The following is a 14957-nucleotide window of genomic DNA, read 5'->3' on the forward strand; positions in this document are numbered from 1 at the left end:
AACCGCCACCGACGCCGCCCAAAACGTCAAAACCGAAGGCCAAATGGCCGCCGCCGACGTCAAGGACCGCGCCACCGACGCCAAAGACAACGTCCAAAACACCTAAACAGCCCATCGCGGCTCGCAAGGCAACAGTTCTGATCGACAGGCCGGCACCGCCACCCGCGGGCCGGCCTGTTCGCTTCGCCCCTGATTGAGAGGACGCCCCATGGCCACTCACGACAACTCCGAGACCAGCACCGCCAAGGCGGGCCAGGCTCCGGATCCGAATGACTCAAGGAAACCCGGCAGCCCTAGGGACCTGGACAAGCCAAACTGGAAATACATCCTCAAGAGGACTCTCCGGGAGTTCAGCAAGGACCAGTGCCCCGATCTGGCAGCAGCCCTGACGTATTACGCGGTCCTGTCGCTGTTCCCGGCCATCCTGGCGCTCGTGTCCCTGATAGGGCTCTTTGGTGACCCGCAGAAGACCACCGACGCGCTCCTGAAAATCGTCAGCGGTTTTGTCCCGGCCGAGACTGTTGGCACCATAGGCGGGGTGGTGCAGGACCTGGCAAGCGCCCCAGCGGCAGGATTCACCCTGGTCATCGGCCTTGCCACCGCGCTCTGGTCCGCCTCCGGGTACGTGGGCGCTTTTGGGCGGGCCATGAACCGGGTCTACGAGGTGGATGAAGGCCGTGCGTTCGTCAAGCTCCGCGGGACCATGCTGGCCGTCACCCTCCTGGCCGTGGTCATTGTTGCCATCCTCGCCGGCATGCTCGTCCTCAGCGGCCCCGTTGCTGAGGCGGTTGGGGGACTGATCGGGCTTAGTGGCGTCTTCCTCACCATCTGGAACATCGCCAAGTGGCCGGTCATGATCGTGCTTATCATCGCGATTATCGCGGTCCTCTACTACGCAACCCCCAACGTCAAGCAGCCCAAGTTCAAGTGGATGAGCATGGGGTCGGGCATCGCACTGTTCGTCTTCCTGCTGGCCTCAGTGGGTTTCGGGTTCTACGTGGGCAACTTCGGAAACTACAACAAGACGTACGGCACCCTGGGTGGTGTCATCGTCATGCTGCTGTGGCTCTGGATCCTGAACATGTCGCTGCTCTTTGGTGCTGAGTTCGACGCCGAAGTGGAGCGCGGCCGTCAACTCCAGGCGGGTATCGAGGCGGAAGAAACCATCCAGCTGCCGCCGCGGGACACCAAGAAGAGCGAGAAGCTGCAGCAGCAGATCGAGGAAGACGTCAAGCACGGCCGGGAGCTGCGTGAGAAGTACAGCGCGGAGAACGGCCAGGACGACGGCGAAAGCCAGGACGGGCAGAGCAGTGAGGATCACCGTGAGCCGCACCGCGACCGGGTCCGCGAGAAGGTCCAGCACCGTGCGGCCAACGGAGAGTCCGACGACGGCGGCCGGCCCAGAGGGAGGGCTTAGCCGGCAGGTGCAGGCTTGGCAGTAACTGGGACTAGGCAGGACCTTCAGGATGGAGGAAAATTCATCTTGAAGGTCCTGTTGAAGTTTCCCGGGTTGTTCACATTCCCGGGGCAATGCGGGGTCGGCGGTGAGATGGCCTCTTCTGAGACCGAGGCCAGTCCCCCCAGTCGCCGTCGGCCCCCCTCAAACTCCCCCATTGTTGGCCGTAACTGGACAAAATGCGGAGAACTGCAATACTTTCTTGAATACCTCGCCGGGATCCGTTGGAGACCGGCGAGGTCCGCTGAAGCAGACGGCGGCATCACGGTCGACCCTTATGAGCGGACATGCCTGCTACCCATTTTGAACAGTTTCTTGCCGAAGCAGTTGTCCCGGACAGGGAGCCCGGACTGGGCCTCGGACGCGACGAGCTGTACGGCCTCTACACCAGTTGGTGCCTCCTGCACAAGGCAGAACTCCAGCAACCGGCCGCCCTCTGGGAAGCCCTGCAGGACGCTGGCATCAACCCGGACAGCAATAACCTCTCCATGACCGGACCTGCCGCCGCGGATTACATCGTGGCCAGCGCCCCGGACTTGGTATAAGAGCGCAGGACCCAAAGCCACACCGGAAGGGCTGTTGCCGCAAGGCAGCAGCCCTTTTTGCATCCCCCGTATTGTGCCCGGCCAGGCCCTGCGTCCGCGGCTACGGGGCAGCGAGGGCCAGGAGGTATGCGGCGAACCCCCGCGGCGCCCGTCCCACGGTCCTTCCGGAGGTGATGACCCGGACAGTGTCGGTGGCCACCAGCCGTGCCCCGCTGCTTCGAAGCCGGTCCACCAGCCCACGGTCTTCGTCGAAGTCGACCCCGGGGAAGCCGCCTGCTGCAACGTAGGACGAGGCGCGGACTCCGAGGTTGGCACCGTACACATGGGGGTGGTTCTCGGTTGGAAGATGCCGGGCATGCCATCGGGCAAGGAGTTGGTGGTGCATCCCGTAGCCATCAGGTTCCACTGAGCCAAGAACAGCATCAGCGCCGCCGGCGGCCAGTTCCAGTTGGCGCACCAGCCAGTTCTCCGGGACGCAGGAATCGGCGTCCGTGTTGGCCACCCAGACATGCCGCATCGGAACAATTGCGGCCGCTTCGCCGTCACACATGGACTCCGTGGCGTTCTTCAGGGCGGCCCGGACCCCGGCCCGCCTGCTCTTTCCCACACTCCGGAAACTGAGGGGCAGCACCAGGCACCGCGGGTCCTCCCCCGCGACGGCCGCAGCCACCGCAGCCGAACTATCGGTGCAGCGGTCCAGCACAAGCACAATCTGCACGCCAACACCGGGCCACTCCCCCCGCACGCGATCCGCCGCGACGCGGACTGCCCCGAGCGCATCTTCCAGGTGCTGCTCCTCGTTGTGCGCGGGAATCACCACGGCAACGTGTTGAATACCGTCCGCACCCGCCACCGGAACCGGATCCTTAGGTGCCCCTGAAGCCGGCGGTGTCATAACGCCGCCGCCTTATGGCCGGGTGCCACCAGGAGTTCCAAAACGAAGTCACGTTCCTGGTACAGCCCCGCGGTACGCCAGCCCAGCCGTTGCCGGGCCAGCGCGTGAACCGTGTCGCCGTCGAGTTCCCATCCGGCAATCGGATGCCGCCAGTGGCACAGGACCAGGGTTCCGCCTGGATCCAGGGATGCCTCAATCCGGTTCCACAGGCGGGCCAGCTCCTCCCGGGACAGGTAGTAACCAATCTCGGAAACCACCACCAGGTCAAAAGCTCCGCCCGGCCAGGCGTCGGGGACGACGCATTGGTCAACCCGGATCCCGGGAACGCCGTCAAGGTGCTGCCTGGCCTGACGGACCGCGGTTCCGCTGGCATCCACCGCCAGCATGTTGTGGCACCTGGTGGCCAAGTCCAGCGTCAACGTCCCGATGGAGCAGCCCACCTCCAGGCCGCGTTCGTAGGATTCCTCCGGGAGGGCAGCAAGGGTCAGGGCACGCTTGCGCTGCTCGTACCAGCTCCCCGCGTAGTTCCAGGGATCTGTGGATCCGCCGTGCACGCCGTCAAAGACCAGTTCGGCATCACCGCTTGAATGCAGCCTGCCGGATGCACTGCGAGCGGGCGTCCAGGCGAAGACCTCATAGGGGCGCGAGAAGTGCGCCAGGAATGGCCCGCTGAGCAGCGCCTCGTCGCCGGGCAGGGGTGAGAGCGGCCGCACCTGGGTCGCGTGCTCTGCCATGGCCCGTTCCTTGGCGCTGCGGGCCGGTTCATCCAGGTGGAACCGCAGCCACGAACGCCAGTGCAGGTCCTGGGGCGTGGCCCAGTGCCAGAACCAGATGGGGTATTCCAGCAGTGCGTGGCCGTCCTGCCGTGCAACCTCTGCCGCGGCCGCACCCAGTGCCTCATGGTCACCGTGCCCGTCAGCCCGGTACGGCGCAACGAGTACCAGCCGGTCCGGATCGCCGGAAAGCCTTCGGGCCGCCTCCCGGACAGCCCGGGAAATGGCTTCTGTATGCCCTCCAAGTGCGCGGTCCGGCAAGCCAAGGAACGTCCAGCAGTCTGCCAGGCCCAGGGCGGCCAAGGCCGCTGAAAACTCGGCGACCCGGGTTTGGGCCAACTGCTCAGGGGTGGTGGTGGTCGATTCGGGGTGCGAGCCCTCCCCTGCTGTGCAGAGCAGGACTTCCACCTCCGCTCCCAGGGCCACCAAGGCGGCCATCAGCCCACCGGCCCCGAGTGTCTCGTCGTCCGGATGCGCTGCCAGGACCACGAAGCGCATCGCGGCCAGTTCGGCGGGATCGAGCGGCAGCTCGGGTGCAGCAGCCAGTCCGCTGCCGGCCCAGGCGGCCTCACCTGTCCCCTGGTCGGCGTGCGAAAAGGTCACCACGGGCAGTCCCCTTTGAGCGCCAGGCGGCCCAATTGGGCATCGTCCCGTGCGCCATGGTGCTGCCGGACGTAGAGTGCCAGGTCAGCCATTCGCTTGGCGTATGGCCCGTCAAAGGCAAGCGGCCCCGGACCCAGGTTGGAACCCACCAGGGAAAGGACGCGTTCGACGGCGGCTGCAACCGTTCCGCGGACCCGCTGGGCTTCGCTCCACGTGCTGTGGGTGCCGGCGGAGCCGAGGGTCCCATCATCGATGCCCGCTGCGGTCCGGGCGAGATACTGCAGGGCGGCGGTGAGTGTACGGTCCACCTCGCCGAGCGCCGCAAGTGCCACTTGGTCGGGCTGCCGTCCGGCATCGGCCCCCGCCAGCAGGCCGCTTCGGAAGTCCCGCGCCACCCCCACTGCTCCACCCAGCCAGCAGGCAGCGACACCCATTCCACCCCAGGCGAAGCCTGGCCGGCTGTGGTACCAACCGGTTCCACCCAACGGGATCGCCGGGACCTGGTCGAAGTGGACTGTACCGCTGGGGATCTCCTGGAGCCCCCGCGCAATCCATTCCGGATCCTCACAAGCCACTCCGGAGTGGCGCAGGCTGACCGCAAAAGCCGCCCTGCCGCCGTCGTCCGTGTGGGCGGTGACCACGGCGCAGTCCAGGGCCCCGGCCAATGAACACCATGGTTTGGACCCGCTGAGGGTCACTCCTGCGGCAGAGGCTTTCGCCTCGAGCCTGGCACCGGGCCCCTCGGCGGCGAACACTCCCCATGCCGCTTCCCCCGTACCGTCCGGCGCAGATTGGCCGGCGGGAAACGCTTGGGCTGCCTGGGCAAGAATCGCGGTGGCGTCGAGGTGCGGCTCAAGTACGCGGGCTGCGGCCACGTCGGTGGCGGCCACAGAAGCCAGGAGCTCCCATAGGAGGGCGGTGCGGCCTTCACCGGGGCGCGGCCACGTCCGCCCGGCCTCAACGGCCAAGGCCAGCAGGGCGGGCACGTCGCCGGCGGCGGCGGCGACTGAATCAGGGAGCGAAATCCATGGGGAGGGATCAGATGAGGCGGGGTTTAGGAGCACGGGACCGGGTACCGCTGGCAAGAAAACCCTCCATCGAAGATGTCCGGCACGGCACCGGACGCATCTCCACAGCTTACTTACTGTTCTGCGGGAGGATGCGCGCCAGCGCGAACCCGTCCCAGCCCTTGGAGCCGACGGTCTGGATTACGGTGGCATCCAACCTCGGATGGTCGCCGAGCAGCTTGAGGGCGTCGATAATGCCCGGCGCGTTCACCGGATCCATGTCCGGATTCAGGATGGCGCCTTCCCAGACCGTGTTGTCCAGGACGACGACGGCACCCGGCCTGCCCAGCCTGACAGCCCAGTCAAGGTAGCGGCTGTTGTTTTGCTTGTCGGCGTCGATGAAGATGAAGTCGAACGGCTCCCTTTCCTCCTCCTCGAGGGCAGCCAGGGTTTCCAGCGCAGGGCCCAGGCGGATCTCCACCCTTTCACCCAGGCCGGCAGCGTCGATGTTGGCCCACGCCACCTCTGCGTGCTGGGGAAGGTATTCGCACGTGACAAGCTTGCCGTTGTGCGGAAGCCCGCGGCCCATCCAGATGGTGCTGTAGCCCGCCAGGGTCCCGATCTCCAGGATGCGCCGGGCGCCGGAGACCTGGACCAGCAGCTTCAGGAGCTTGCCGGCGTTCGGTGCCACCTCAATGGCCGGCATCCCGGCGTCAACCGCAGTGTGGATGGCCTGCTGGACGGCTTCGTCCGGATGCACCACAGTGCGGGACAAAAACTCCTCAGTGGCAATCCACTCCGGCCGGGGGCTGTGCTCGAACATGGCCACAGTTTGGCATGCGGCGTTCCGGGGGTCCAGACACTTTCGGCCCCTTCTTCAGCCACTCCGCGCAGGCTAGGAATCCTGCGCCAATGCGCCCTCGAGGCGATCCACTTTTGCCGACAGCTCGCCGCTGTATCCCGGCCTGATGTCGGCCTTGATCACCAGTGAGACCCGGCTGCCGTAGCGGCCCACTGCCTCGGTGGCGCGCTTTACGACGTCGAACACCTCATCCCACTCACCCTCAATGGTGGTGAACATGGAATCCGTCTGGTTGGGCAGCCCCGACTCACGGACGATCTTGACGGCGGCTGCAACGGCGTCGTGGACGGACGCATCGTTCGGCCTGGAACCTTCGCTGGGAACGCCAGAGGGAGCAACAGAAAATGCAAGCAACATGCAACCCAGTTTCGCATGCGGCCTGGGACGTCCGCAGACGCACGGACGTCCTGCCCGCCGTCACATAACCCCCTACCCTGCAGTAACCGTGTTGGCCCGGGGCTCCGTTGCTAACCTTTTGGGCATGAGCCTCGCAGTCGCCCGAAAGCCCCTCCGTGCAGACGCAGCGCGGAACGTGGACAAGATCATCACGGCGGCGCGCCAGTGTTTCCGGGAGTTCGGTCCGGAAGTGCCGCTCCAGACCATCGCCACCACCGCGGGTGTGGGCCCGGCAACGCTGTTCCGTAACTTCGCGGACAAGGAAGAACTGGTCCTGGCAGCACTGAACCGGCAGCTCCGGCTGACCGTGGACCCCGTCATGGACGGCGCCCTGGCCGATATCGACGCCGCTGCCGGCCTGCTGCGCGTTCTCGAGGCCCTGATGGCCGCCGCAAGCGACGACGCCAACCTGCTGTGCGCCGTGGCCGGCCGGCGGGAACTCCTCACGGGAATCACTGGATCCCTGATGGATTCCATCAGTGTCCTTTTGGTACGCGGGCAAGGCCAGGGAAGCCTGCGCGCGGACATCTCCATGACGGACATGTTCCGGCTGCTCGCCATGCTGATTGGCGTAGTGGACACGATGGAACCGGGTTCTGACGCGTGGCGCCGCCCGCTGGCGCTGGTCGAGGACGCCATCCGCACCGTCCGTCCTTCACGCCCGCTTCCCGTACTGGTGCCCGTCCCGGCTGCAGCAGCCGGCACCCCGGCCGGCACCATTGTCGGCACACAGCAGGTGCAATAAACTCAGAGCGGGGTTAGGCAGCCAGCCTCGAATATTCCGAGATGGAGCCGAACCATGCATAATTTCGTGCGTATCCGCCCTGTAACGGGCACGCTGCGATGAACAGCTCAAAACTACTCCAGTACCTCAACGATCCCCGGGGGCCTGAAGAAGTCCTGCCTACGCTGACAACCGGGGAGCTCGTCCAATTGCTTGACGCCCTGTACCAGAACCTTGATACCCCTGAGCCTGAGTTCGGCGCGCAGGTGTGGTACGAGATGGGTGTGGAAGAAAGCTGCCGCAGGACCGTCGCGCCCGGCAGTGCCGCCCACGGGGTGGCTTAGCCAACTCTTATCGAACCCCTGCTCCTATCGAACCCCTGACAGCCGGCCGACGCTGCCCGGCTGTCAGGAGTTTTCTCCGGTTTCTTGAGCCTGGTTCCCGCCATGGGTGCCAGGCTGGGCCTGTTCAGTTGCCTGCTGCCTATGTCCCTGATGTTCGTGGCCCGGCTCTTCATGGCCCTGCTCTTCGTGGCCGTGGTGCTCATGGAACTCGTTGGGGACGTGGTGCTTGGCCTCCATCAAGTGCTGCTGGAGTTTCTCCTCGGCATCCCGGCGCCGGCGTGCGGTGTCCCGCAGTTCACGCGTTGATTCGGAGCCCCGGGGGTCCAGGTAGGCGATCCGCTGCTTCCCGGTCTGCTCTGCAGCAGGTACTCCAGCGCCATGCGCTTCGCTGGCGCGCTCTCCGGTCTCCTCGGTGCCTTGGCCGTCCTGCGGCTCGACAGGCCGCGATTGTTCGTCCATCTCGATTCCTCCTTTGGTGGCCGCCTGGTGTGGGCTGCATCTCCTCCAGTCCACCACACATGGCACCCTGGATGCTGGGCCGCTAGGCGTTGCCTGCGTCTGCCCGCTTGCGGATCTCCTGGCGCACCAGGGCCTGCAGGACTGGAACGGACGACGACGGGTCCAGGTCGAACGCCTCCCGGAGCCTTTGGGAAAGAACATCCAGGTCCTCTTCCGGTACGTCCGAAAGGCCGGAAAAGCGTTTGAAAAAGCGTTTGGCTGGGAGGCCGGCCCGTCGTCGGGCGTCCTTGTGGCGGGGCTTGCCCACCAAGCCTTTAGCAGGATGCAGCTGATTTTCCATGGTCGCCGTTCATAGGAATGCCATGGCCAACTGCATAAGCCGATTTCATAGTACAACCGCCGTACGGCCAGAGACGTGACTTACGTCACCAATTTATGCAGTTGCCTGCTAAATCAGCTCCAGCCCAGCGCCCTCAGCAGGGCCGCGGTGCCGGCGCCGGCTATGACCACCACCAGGAAAGGTGCGCGGAATATCAGTGCGATTGCGGCCGCAGCAAGCGCCCCCAGCCTTGCGTCCGCGGCGAGCCCCTGGCCCGACACCACAGCGTTCACCACGGTCAGGGAGGCGAGCAGGCCGATGGTCATGGTCCCTGCAATCCGGGATGTGCGGGGGTCCTCGAGGAACCGGGCGGGCACAAAGTACCCCACGATTTTCCAGCCGTAGGCCAGTGCGCAGGCAAGGAGCAACCAGAACCAGAGGCTCATGCGCCTGCCCCCGGGTCCTTGCCTTCTGCCCGCTCCGCACCGGAACGGGCGCCGGTTTGGTCCTGATGATGGCCTGAATGACCGCCGGAGTGGTGCCCGCCGTACGGCTCGATGTCCGGCTCAAGGCCTTCATCGCTGCGGCCGTGGCTGAACCAGCCCACCAGCGCGGCCACCAGGGCAGCCACCAGGATGGGCACTCCGGCAGGCACGAAGGGAACGGCCACAACCGTGGCCAGGGCACACACCACCGCGATGGCGATAGGCTCCCGGCCCTTGAGGCGCGGCCAGAGCAATGCCAGGAAAGCGGCCACAGCGGCGCCGTCGAGCCCCCACTGCTTGGGATCGCCCCATCCACTCCCCGCGAGCGCACCCACGGCCGTGAAGAGGTTCCACAGCACGTAGACGCCAACCCCGGCAGTCCAGAACCCGCGCCGCTGCTCTGCCGGGTCCGTCTGGCCGGTGCTGGTGGCAGTCGATTCGTCGATGGTCAGCTGCGCGCCCACGTACTTGCGCCATCCGCTGGGCCGCAGCAGGGCGTTCAGCTGCATGCCGTAAATGCCGTTGCGCATACCCAGGAGGGTTGCCGCGCTCATGGCGGCAATGCCGGAACCGCCGCCTGCCACCACTCCGATGAACGCGAACTGCGAGCCCCCGCTGAAGAGGAGCAGGCTCAGTGCCATGGTCTGCCAGATGTCGAGCCCTGAGGTCACTGCGAGCGCCCCGAAGGACACCCCGTAAAGGCCGGTGGCAATGCTGATGGAGATGCCCACCCTGACCGCCGGCGAGGCCAGCAGTTTCACCCCACGCCTCCCGGTTGGGGTGCGCGCTGCACGGGCTTCCGCAGGCTCCAGGCCCAGAGGATCAGCGGCGCCTGGAGGGGCAGCCGTATGGTGTGGATCTTCCGCCGTCCAGGTGTCCCCTGCGGGCCGTAAGCCCTCACCGGGGCGTCGACGTGCCCGGCCAGGAATGCGGTGAACATCGCGGTGAGGGCGGTGGCGGTCAGTTTCCGGGTAGGCGGGAGGAGGATGCCGACGGCGGCTGCCAGCTCAAGCAGGCCGCTCACGGCGATCCATTCGTCCCGGGACAGGATGGCCAGTGAATGATTGGCGCCCGCGCTTTGATCCGCGCCGGGTTCCGGATCCCGGCGGCACAGGTATCCCGGAACTACGTCACGGTAAAAGCCGGGATCCCTGAAATGCTTGCCCGCGCTGGCCAGCAGCAGGGCTCCCATGGCGGCTGCGGACAGGTTCTGGACGGCCAGGCCGTGCAGGGACAAGACCGGCGCGGCCAGGCCGTTTCCAGCAGGGCCGGACCAGGGAAAAGACATGGAACCACTCAATCACAGCCGCGGCGGTGGCTGGAAACCGCCGTTAGAGGCAGAACGGGCCACGAAGGGAGGCGGCTGGTTGTGTCCCCCGCGCAGAGGTCCCTCCTTCCGACGTCCTTCACGCCCGGCTCCGTTCAGAGCCAGGCGGGCGACGAACTTGCATACGGCGGCGGCGGGGACAGGTAGTCCACCGGCCGGCTCCCTGCCAGCAACGGTGGGCCTACATAACGAAGCTCCCCGTAGGTGCTGTCCATGGACTTGTAGTGGGGCTCGGGCAGTTGTGCCGGGCTTTTTGTGTTGCTTGGCTCATTTTTCGAGGTAAGCGAAAACAGTTCCTCGGCAGTGCGGGCCAGGGACAGATGCGCGGACCCACCCATCCCCGTCTCCCGTCGTCCGTCCAGGAACCGGACGGCAGCCGCAGCCACCCCGTACCCTGTGGCATGGTCCAGCGCCTGGACCGGCAGGGCACCCGGGCGCCACCCGCCGTCGTCATTGTCCTTCCCGTACAGGTGTGCGATTCCGCAGGCTGCCTGGACGATGCTGTCAAAACCCCGCAGGCCGCTCCAAGGCCCGGCACTCCCCCAGCTGTCCAGGGTGACCACCACCAGCCTTGGATGCGATGCCAGCAGTTCGCGCGGATTGAGGCCGAAACGGTCCAGGGCGCCGTGCCGGTAGCCGGTGACCAGGACATCGGCACCCGCAAGGAGCTGCTTGAGGCTGCGCTGGTTCTGCGGAAGCCCCAGATCGGCCTCCGCGCTGCGCTTGCCAAAGGCCGTGTCCACGAACTGGTCTTCGATTTCAGGAAAGGCCGGCGGATCGATCCGGAGGACGTCAGCTCCGAGTGCCGCCAGCAGTCGGGTGGCCACGGGCCCTGCGATCACCCGGGTCAGGTCCAGGATCCGGATTCCCTCGAGCGGCAGGCCGTCGCCGCCGTCGTCATCCTTGCGTTCTTTGCCGTTGCCTCCGTCCTTGCCGTTGGCTGTCCTGCCGGTTGCCGCTGCAAAATCCTGCAGCCCCCAACCCGCTCTGGTGCCGTCGGCGAATTCCACTGTCGCCCATGGCCCCGCGCCCGCCGCCCGCCCCATCTCCGAGCCCAGCCATTCGCCGCGGGTCCTGACGGCGGCAGCAATCCCGCCCTGGCCTTGGATGGCGGCCTCGGCCTCCAGCGCGGTCATGGAAAGAAGGGCCTGTTCAGCCCCTTCCGCAGAGCTGGTGCCGAGCGCCTGCAGCAGCCGCTGCTCGTGGTGCGGATAGTTCGCGTGGAGCCTGACCCAGCCATCGCCCGTCTGCCGGAAGCCCGACAGGGGTGCGAAGCCCTGCGGTTTGCGTCCGGCAATCCGCAGGGCTCCGAAGGAATCAAAGGCAGCCGCGGTGAGCCCGGATGTGGTGCTGAAACGGCCAGGCGTGCGCACGTACAGGTTCAGCGCCTCCGCGGCGGCTGCCACGGAGTGCAGGGCAAGGCCTTCGACGTCGAGCGGCCCCGCCCACCAGCGGCGCGGGGAATATGCGCCAGGCGAATGTCGGCCGGACGAGTACGGCCCTGACGAATGCCGACCGGCGGCGTCCATGTCCGCGCTACTTTCCCTGCGTCGAGGCCGCGTGGAGCTGGTCCAGGACACGGCCCGGTACGTTGGTGGTGATCTCTTGGATGCCCAATTCCTGGCAGAGCGCCACGTCCTCCGGGGAATCCACCGTCCACACCCGGAAGCGCCGGCCGGAGTCCAGCCAGCGGCGCACGGTTTCTGGCCGCTCACGGACGTACTCGATGCCAGGCCCGGCCATGCCTACCTCCCGGTCATCCAGGATCCGCTCACCCTCCAGCTGCGTGGCTTTCATCAGGTTGGCCACGGCGCTGCCCGTGATGGGACCCAGGCCGAGCCCGCCGCGGATCTCGTGGATGGTGAGGTCGTCAACGAGCTGGCAGATGTACTGCTGCGGTACGGACTCAAGCAGATGGCGGACGGAGTCCGGGCTGAAACTCATGAAGGTGACGGCCACGTTGTCCACGGTGGAGCTTTGCGGGTCCCAGCCCTCGCTGCGAAGCACCTCCAGCACCCGGTCCTCCAGTTTGAGCTGGTACGGGCTCGGGTGCTTCAGCTCGATGGCGAGTTTTACCGGCCGGCCGGCGCCGCGGAGGATGTCCAGCAGTTCCGGGAGGGTGAGGAGTTGCTCCGACCGCGCCCCATACGCTTCGGGGATGCGGACACCCTTCCAGGAGGAGAAATCCAGCTGGTGCAGCTCGCGCAGGGTCCGTTCGGCAACCGGCCCGGTCCCGTCCGAGGTCCGGTCCAGGTTGGCGTCGTGGAGCAGGACCACGTGCTGGTCCCGGGTGAGGTGGACATCGCACTCCACCCCGTCGGCCCCGTCGGCCAACGCCTGCAGGTAGGCGGCTCTGGTGTGTTCGGCGTAGGCGCCGCTTGCCCCACGATGGGCAAAGACCAGCGGCCGCTGGGGCACTGACTCGTCAGTTGTCATGGACACACGGTAGCCGACCGGCTCCCGCCTTCGGGGCTAGGCTTGGCACATGCAGGTGAACTCTGAGGCAACTACTGGGCCAACCACGCAGGAAGCCCCCACCCAAGCCCCGCAGCAGGTGGGGCAGGACACCAAGGCGGCAGACGCCGTCGTACGCCGCCAGCCCGGTGCCGATGACGCCGAAAAGGCGGCAGCGCTGCGGAAGATGAAGCTGCTGGCGCTGAGCCTGCTGATTGCCATGGCCGTAGTCTTTGTCTTTGCGTTCGCGCTGCAGAAGGAATATCCCTGGCTGCAGTACGTGCGCGCAGCGGCCGAGGGCGGTATGGTGGGCGCGCTGGCGGACTGGTTCGCCGTGACGGCCCTGTTCAAGTACCCCATGGGCATCAAGATCCCCCACACCGCCATCATCCCTCGCCGGAAGGACCAGATCGGCGCCTCGCTGGGCGAGTTCGTGGAGACCAATTTCCTCTCTGAGCAGGTGGTCCAGGACAAGCTGGCGAGCGTCAACATCGCACGCCGGGCAGGTGAGTGGCTTGCCGCCCCCGGCGGCGCCGACCGGGTGGCCAAGGAGGGCGCTGCCGTCATCCGCGGCGCTTTCAAGGTGCTGAATGACGACGACGTCCAGGCCGTCATCGAGGGCATGGTGCGCAAGCACCTGCTCACGCCGCCGTGGGGGCCTCCGGTGGGCAGGCTTGCGGAGCGCATCTTCCATGACGGGCACCATCACACGCTAGTGGACCTGCTGGTGGACCGGGCGGCGGACTGGGTGGACGACAACCACGATACGGTTACCCATCTGGTGTCCGACCGCTCCCCCACCTGGGTTCCGCAGTTCGTGGACGGGCTGGTGGGTGACAAGGTCTACATCGAGATCCTGAAGTTTGTGCGGGCTGTCCAGGCGGACCCCCGGCACCAGGTGCGGCAGTCGATCGACAAGTACCTCAACGACCTGGCCCAGGACCTCCAGCATGATCCCGCGATGATTGCGCGCGCCGAAGACATCAAGGCGCAGGTGCTGGGTGACCCGGAAGTACGCGAACTCGCCTCCCGGACGTGGGGCACGGTCAAGAACGCCCTGCTGGGCGCCGTGGATGATCCGGACAGCGAACTCACCATCAAATTCAAGGCAGCGGTGCGCGATTTCGGCTCGCGGCTGGTCGAGGACCCGGAACTGGCCGGGAAGGTCAATGCCTGGATCGGCGACGCTGCGGGCTACCTCGTCCGGACCTACCGTTCGGACATCGCCGGGGTCATCACGGACACCGTGGCGCGCTGGGATGCCGAGGAAACGTCCCAGAAGATCGAGCTCCAGGTGGGCAAGGACCTGCAGTTCATCCGGATCAACGGCACCGTGGTGGGGTCCTTGGCGGGACTGGCGATCTTCACTGTGGCGCACCTGCTCTTTGGGTAATTCGTAGGCTTTTGCCGCTGCGCCTGCGGGCTTTCGCAGCGGATAGTTGCGGCGCGAAAAGGAACTTTTCACAGCGAAAAGACGGACGACGGCGGGACGGGCTTGGGGTGCTCGCGGCGCCTGGGCTGAGGCCTGGCTGGGGCGGGTTAGTCTCCACGTTTGAATGTCAGTGCCTCGATGGATGATGTTCGTATGGATATCAGCAGCGGTGGTGGGGTGGTTTTAGAGGGCGTTCATGCCTCCGTTGCTGCCCTTGATGCGCTGGACCGCGAGGATAATTTCCTGGATTCCGGGGTTGGTGTGGGTGCCGGTGTGGATGTGTTGCAGCGGCGGTACGAGCTCCGGCTGGAACGGCTGGAGGTTGTGTCCCGTTTGAAGGCACAGCTGGCCGCCGTCGAAGCCCGCGATGTTGCCCAGACCGTTGAGATCCAGCACGCGATGCTCGCCCCGGACGCCCCGGTGCGGGAGCGCACCTACGCGGAGATGTCGGCAGTGGAGGAAATCGCAGGGGTCCTGACCATCAGCTCCGGCGCCGCCGGGGCGTTCGTGGAGCAATCCCGCCGGGTGTGTACCCTGCCGCCCGTCCTGGAGGCTTTGGCCGCCGGGGACCTGTCCTGGCAGCACGCCAAAATTGTTGCCGACGAAACCGAAGGCCTCCCCCCCGACGGCGCGGCCGCCCTCGTGGCCCACTTCTTCGACCCCGACGCACCCAACCCTCCCCGCGGCGCCGCACCCGGTGAACTCGTGCCCTCCCGGTTCCGGGTCAAGGTCCGCACCTGGCGCGAACGCCACCACCCGGAAACCCTGGACAAGCGGCACGCCAAGGGCGTCGCGGACCGCCGGATGGAATACACCCCGGACCGCGACGGCATGGCCTGGATCTCCCTCCACCTCCCCGGCGACACCGCCTGCGCC

18 protein-coding genes are annotated in these 14957 nt (G+C 66.4%); 6 read left to right on the top strand and 12 right to left on the bottom strand.

From position 1 onward, the window contains the following. The first annotated feature begins 208 nt into the window (after positions 1-208). Entirely contained in the window at positions 209-1417 is a 1209-nt protein-coding gene (locus tag ASG86_RS09580; protein ID WP_056333137.1) for a YihY/virulence factor BrkB family protein, read from the top strand. Between the two features lie 326 nt (positions 1418-1743). After that, positions 1744-2001 carry a hypothetical protein gene (locus ASG86_RS09585; RefSeq protein ID WP_056333140.1) on the top strand — a complete coding sequence of 86 codons (258 nt, stop codon included), beginning with the start codon at positions 1744-1746 and terminating at the stop codon, positions 1999-2001. 100 nt (positions 2002-2101) lie between these two features. Here the strand turns inward: ASG86_RS09585 and ASG86_RS09590 are convergent, their stop codons facing one another. The 5 genes from ASG86_RS09590 to ASG86_RS09610 form a co-directional block, all read right to left on the bottom strand. Beyond that, positions 2102-2854: a glycosyltransferase gene (locus ASG86_RS09590; protein WP_235565157.1), complete on the bottom strand. Its 753-nt coding sequence runs from the start codon at positions 2852-2854 to the stop codon at positions 2102-2104. Between the two features lie 38 nt (positions 2855-2892). Continuing rightward, positions 2893-4275, bottom strand: coding sequence for a bifunctional PIG-L family deacetylase/class I SAM-dependent methyltransferase (locus ASG86_RS09595; RefSeq protein WP_056333145.1), 1383 nt, complete (start codon positions 4273-4275; stop codon positions 2893-2895). Further along, positions 4269-5357, bottom strand: a complete 1089-nt coding sequence (locus ASG86_RS09600) for an acyl-CoA/acyl-ACP dehydrogenase (RefSeq protein ID WP_056333148.1) — start codon at positions 5355-5357, stop codon at positions 4269-4271. Before ASG86_RS09600 ends, ASG86_RS09595 begins: the two co-directional genes overlap by 7 nt. Before the next feature lie 52 nt (positions 5358-5409). Continuing rightward, a complete protein-coding gene (locus ASG86_RS09605) occupies positions 5410-6102 on the bottom strand; it encodes an O-methyltransferase (RefSeq protein ID WP_056333174.1) in 693 nt (230 codons plus the stop codon). A 72-nt stretch (positions 6103-6174) separates the two neighbouring features. Beyond that, positions 6175-6498: a thiamine-binding protein gene (locus ASG86_RS09610; RefSeq protein ID WP_056333150.1), complete on the bottom strand. Its 324-nt coding sequence runs from the start codon at positions 6496-6498 to the stop codon at positions 6175-6177. A gap of 124 nt (positions 6499-6622) precedes the next feature. Here ASG86_RS09610 and ASG86_RS09615 point away from each other — a divergent pair, with 124 nt between their 5' ends. Then, positions 6623-7282: a TetR/AcrR family transcriptional regulator gene (locus ASG86_RS09615; protein ID WP_056333153.1), complete on the top strand. Its 660-nt coding sequence runs from the start codon at positions 6623-6625 to the stop codon at positions 7280-7282. A 98-nt stretch (positions 7283-7380) separates the two neighbouring features. Further along, positions 7381-7605: a hypothetical protein gene (locus ASG86_RS09620; RefSeq protein ID WP_056333154.1), complete on the top strand. Its 225-nt coding sequence runs from the start codon at positions 7381-7383 to the stop codon at positions 7603-7605. Positions 7606-7668: 63 nt separating this feature from the next. Here ASG86_RS09620 and ASG86_RS20165 read toward each other — a convergent pair whose 3' ends face one another. From ASG86_RS20165 to ASG86_RS09655, 7 genes are all read right to left on the bottom strand, one after another. Further along, positions 7669-8064, bottom strand: coding sequence for a hypothetical protein (locus ASG86_RS20165; RefSeq protein ID WP_082566740.1), 396 nt, complete (start codon positions 8062-8064; stop codon positions 7669-7671). Positions 8065-8146: 82 nt separating this feature from the next. After that, positions 8147-8404, bottom strand: a complete 258-nt coding sequence (locus ASG86_RS09630) for a hypothetical protein (protein ID WP_056333159.1) — start codon at positions 8402-8404, stop codon at positions 8147-8149. A 113-nt stretch (positions 8405-8517) separates the two neighbouring features. Beyond that, positions 8518-8829, bottom strand: coding sequence for an AzlD domain-containing protein (locus tag ASG86_RS09635; RefSeq protein WP_056333162.1), 312 nt, complete (start codon positions 8827-8829; stop codon positions 8518-8520). Further along, entirely contained in the window at positions 8826-9629 is an 804-nt protein-coding gene (locus ASG86_RS09640; RefSeq protein WP_056333164.1) for an AzlC family ABC transporter permease, read from the bottom strand. Before ASG86_RS09640 ends, ASG86_RS09635 begins: the two co-directional genes overlap by 4 nt. Further along, the gene (locus ASG86_RS09645) at positions 9626-10156 is read right to left on the bottom strand and encodes a DoxX family protein (protein WP_442854297.1); all 531 of its coding nucleotides are present in this window, start codon (positions 10154-10156) and stop codon (positions 9626-9628) included. Before ASG86_RS09645 ends, ASG86_RS09640 begins: the two co-directional genes overlap by 4 nt. A 134-nt stretch (positions 10157-10290) precedes the next feature. Then, entirely contained in the window at positions 10291-11724 is a 1434-nt protein-coding gene (locus ASG86_RS09650) for a CoA transferase (RefSeq protein ID WP_056333167.1), read from the bottom strand. A 7-nt stretch (positions 11725-11731) separates the two neighbouring features. Next, positions 11732-12631 (bottom strand): glycerophosphodiester phosphodiesterase, encoded by a 900-nt coding sequence (locus ASG86_RS09655; RefSeq protein WP_056333169.1) that lies wholly within the window; start codon positions 12629-12631, stop codon positions 11732-11734. A gap of 49 nt (positions 12632-12680) precedes the next feature. On the opposite strand from ASG86_RS09655, the gene ASG86_RS09660 reads away from it, so the two are divergent. After that, complete coding sequence (locus tag ASG86_RS09660) at positions 12681-14042, top strand: DUF445 domain-containing protein (RefSeq protein ID WP_082566741.1); 1362 nt, start codon at positions 12681-12683, stop codon at positions 14040-14042. Between the two features lie 192 nt (positions 14043-14234). Then, positions 14235-14957 (top strand): DUF222 domain-containing protein (locus tag ASG86_RS09665; protein ID WP_156386168.1); only part of this gene is annotated, 723 nt, incomplete at its 3' end.

Source organism: Arthrobacter sp. Soil764 (assembly GCF_001428075.1).
GTDB lineage: Bacteria > Actinomycetota > Actinomycetes > Actinomycetales > Micrococcaceae > Arthrobacter.

Bases quoted from the DNA above. Each gene is read 5' to 3' on its own strand.
- ASG86_RS09580 (WP_056333137.1), top strand. From the start codon at position 209: ATGGCCACTCACGACAACTCCGAGACCAGCACCGCCAAGGCGGGCCAG.
- ASG86_RS09635 (WP_056333162.1), bottom strand. From the start codon at position 8,829: ATGAGCCTCTGGTTCTGGTTGCTCCTTGCCTGCGCACTGGCCTACGGC.
- ASG86_RS20165 (WP_082566740.1), bottom strand. From the start codon at position 8,064: ATGGACGAACAATCGCGGCCTGTCGAGCCGCAGGACGGCCAAGGCACC.
- ASG86_RS09660 (WP_082566741.1), top strand. From the start codon at position 12,681: ATGCAGGTGAACTCTGAGGCAACTACTGGGCCAACCACGCAGGAAGCC.
- ASG86_RS09615 (WP_056333153.1), top strand. From the start codon at position 6,623: ATGAGCCTCGCAGTCGCCCGAAAGCCCCTCCGTGCAGACGCAGCGCGG.
- ASG86_RS09605 (WP_056333174.1), bottom strand. From the start codon at position 6,102: ATGTTCGAGCACAGCCCCCGGCCGGAGTGGATTGCCACTGAGGAGTTT.
- ASG86_RS09620 (WP_056333154.1), top strand. From the start codon at position 7,381: ATGAACAGCTCAAAACTACTCCAGTACCTCAACGATCCCCGGGGGCCT.
- ASG86_RS09650 (WP_056333167.1), bottom strand. From the start codon at position 11,724: ATGGACGCCGCCGGTCGGCATTCGTCAGGGCCGTACTCGTCCGGCCGA.
- ASG86_RS09655 (WP_056333169.1), bottom strand. From the start codon at position 12,631: ATGACAACTGACGAGTCAGTGCCCCAGCGGCCGCTGGTCTTTGCCCAT.
- ASG86_RS09630 (WP_056333159.1), bottom strand. From the start codon at position 8,404: ATGGAAAATCAGCTGCATCCTGCTAAAGGCTTGGTGGGCAAGCCCCGC.
- ASG86_RS09645 (WP_442854297.1), bottom strand. From the start codon at position 10,156: ATGTCTTTTCCCTGGTCCGGCCCTGCTGGAAACGGCCTGGCCGCGCCG.
- ASG86_RS09585 (WP_056333140.1), top strand. From the start codon at position 1,744: ATGCCTGCTACCCATTTTGAACAGTTTCTTGCCGAAGCAGTTGTCCCG.
- ASG86_RS09610 (WP_056333150.1), bottom strand. From the start codon at position 6,498: ATGTTGCTTGCATTTTCTGTTGCTCCCTCTGGCGTTCCCAGCGAAGGT.